The sequence below is a fragment of the Nocardia nova NBRC 15556 genome (genome assembly GCF_001613005.1).
GTDB classification, from domain to species: domain Bacteria; phylum Actinomycetota; class Actinomycetes; order Mycobacteriales; family Mycobacteriaceae; genus Nocardia; species Nocardia nova.
Window position 1 is genome coordinate 1 of the sequence record NZ_BDBN01000180.1, and the last position, 2312, is coordinate 2312.

The window sequence follows — 2312 nt, forward strand, 5'->3', positions numbered from 1 at the left end:
TCGACCCCGCCGCCGAGTGTCCCGCCCGCACGCCCGAACCGGCAGCGGCCGACGCCGACGCGAAACCATCCGCCGCACAGCAGAATGCACGACCCGGACGAATCCGGCGTACCGCCACCCGCGCCGCCGGCCCTCCCGCCGCGAGTCGGAACCCCGGCCCGGCGGCGGCGCCCCATCCGGAGCCGGTGCGCCCGGTCGGCTCCGGACCGGAGCCGCTGCCGGTGCCCGCACCCGACGAAACACCTTCGCCCGCTGGACGTCTCGCGGGTGACGCCGCGCAGACCGCGCACGAAGCGGCACCCGGGGCCGGTCGGTCCCGACGCGCCCGCGCCCGCCGGGCACGCCTACGACGAGCACTAGAGGAATCGGAGCAGCACACATGAGCGAGCCCACCCGCATCGACGTCCGAACCGCCGATCCGTATCCGGTGATCATCGGCCGGGGGCTGCTGGGCGAACTGGTCGAGCAGGTCGCCCGCCATCCCGGCGTGCGGACCGTGGCGATCTTCCATCAGCCGCCGCTGACCGAGACCGCGGAGGTGGTGCGGCAGGCGCTCGCCGAGCAGGCCGTCGGCTCGCACGGTGACACCCTCGACGCGCACCGCATCGAAATCCCGGACGCCGAGGCCGGGAAGGACCTGCCGGTCGCCGGCTTCTGCTGGGAGGTGCTCGGCCGCATCGGCCTCACCCGCCAGGACGTCGTGATCAGCCTCGGCGGGGGTGCGGCCACCGATCTGGCCGGGTTCGTCGCCGCGACCTGGATGCGCGGCGTGAAGGTCGTCCACGTGCCCACCACGCTGCTCGCGATGGTCGACGCGGCGGTCGGGGGCAAAACCGGAATCAACACCGAGGCCGGGAAGAACCTGGTCGGCTGCTTCCACGAACCGTCGGCCGTGCTGGTGGATCTGGTCACCCTCGAAACGGTGCCGCCCAACGAGATCGTCGCCGGAATGGCCGAGATCATCAAGGCCGGATTCATCGCCGACCCGGTGATCCTCGACCTGATCGAACGCGACCCCGCCGCCGCACTGGACCCGAAGGGCGACGTGTTGCCGGAGTTGGTCCGCCGGGCGATCCAGGTGAAGGCCGACGTGGTGGCCGCCGATCTCAAGGAGGCGAGCCTGCGCGAGATCCTCAACTACGGTCATACCCTCGGGCACGCGATCGAACGGCGGGAACGCTACCGGTGGCGCCACGGTGCGGCGGTCTCGGTCGGCCTCGTCTTCGCGGCCGAACTCGGCCGGCTGGCCGGGCGCCTCGACGACGCGACCGCCGACCGGCACCGCGCGATTCTGGAGAGCGTCGGCCTGCCGACCACCTATGACGCCGATGCGCTGCCGCAGTTGCTCGAAACCATGCAGACCGACAAGAAGACCCGCTCGGGCATCGTTCGATTCGTCGTTCTCGACGGTCTGGCCAAGCCGGGCCGGCTGGAGGGTCCCGATCCGTCGCTGCTGGCGGCGGCGTATGCGACCATCGCCCGCGAGGACAGCCCCGCCGGCGGAATCCTGCTCTAGCACACGAAAATCCGGGCCGCGGACAGGATCCGCGGCCCGGATGAGCGGATCATTCGGCGATCAGGCCGGGGAGGCCGCCGCCGGGGGTACCGAGGATTCGCTCTTGCGCCGATCCCGGCCCACCAGGAAACGGCCGATCGCCACGCCGACCATCGCCGGAATGAAGATCATCAGCACGATGAACGAGGCACCAGCGGTCAGTTCGAAGAGCAGACCGTTGTCGCCGAGATCGAACTTCGGCACGAAATCCAGCAGCCACGCCACCAGCCCGCTGCCCACACCACCGACCACACCGGCCTTCAGCCAGCGCATGGTGAGGTCGGCACCGCCGCGCTCCGGATCGGGATTGGCCCGCCGATCACTGCGACCATCGATCAGCCCCCAGGCGACGCCCGCGACGACCAGCACGATCAAGCACACGATGCGCATCCACGAGCCGTTGGTCGGCCAGTAGATCATGCCGAAACCCAGCAGGGTTCGCAGTACGACGGTCAGCGCACCGAGGACTATGGCGCGCAACACCCACGAATTCATGTCGATCACCTTAGCCTGTGTTGTGACGTCATCGAATTGGAACCGGTTCTAGAAGTCACGGAGATCCAGAGCCGCCGCCATCGCCGCCCGTGGCGCGGGCCGGCCCGTGAACTGTTCGACCTGGCCGTAGGCCTGATTCAGCAGCATCTGCAATCCGCTGACGACGGTATGCCCCGCACGCCGCACGGTGGTCGCGAGCGGCGTCGGCCACGGATCGTAGATCGCGTCCAGCACTACCGGCGCCGCCGCGACCGCGTCGGCC

2 protein-coding genes and 1 pseudogene are annotated in these 2312 nt (G+C 70.1%); 1 reads left to right on the forward strand and 2 read right to left on the reverse strand.

What is annotated here, in order from left to right:
* Positions 1 to 379 precede the first annotated feature (379 nt).
* Entirely contained in the window at positions 380 to 1516 is a 1137-nt protein-coding gene (aroB, locus tag NN2_RS35540; RefSeq protein ID WP_063019644.1) for a 3-dehydroquinate synthase, read from the forward strand.
* A 60-nt stretch (positions 1517 to 1576) separates the two neighbouring features.
* Here the strand turns inward: aroB and NN2_RS35545 are convergent, their stop codons facing one another.
* Both NN2_RS35545 and NN2_RS35550 read right to left on the reverse strand, forming a co-directional pair.
* Complete coding sequence (locus NN2_RS35545) at positions 1577 to 2050, reverse strand: B-4DMT family transporter (protein WP_030513968.1); 474 nt, start codon at positions 2048 to 2050, stop codon at positions 1577 to 1579.
* Between the two features lie 48 nt (positions 2051 to 2098).
* Positions 2099 to 2312, reverse strand: a pseudogene (locus tag NN2_RS35550) (shikimate dehydrogenase); the annotation flags it as partial.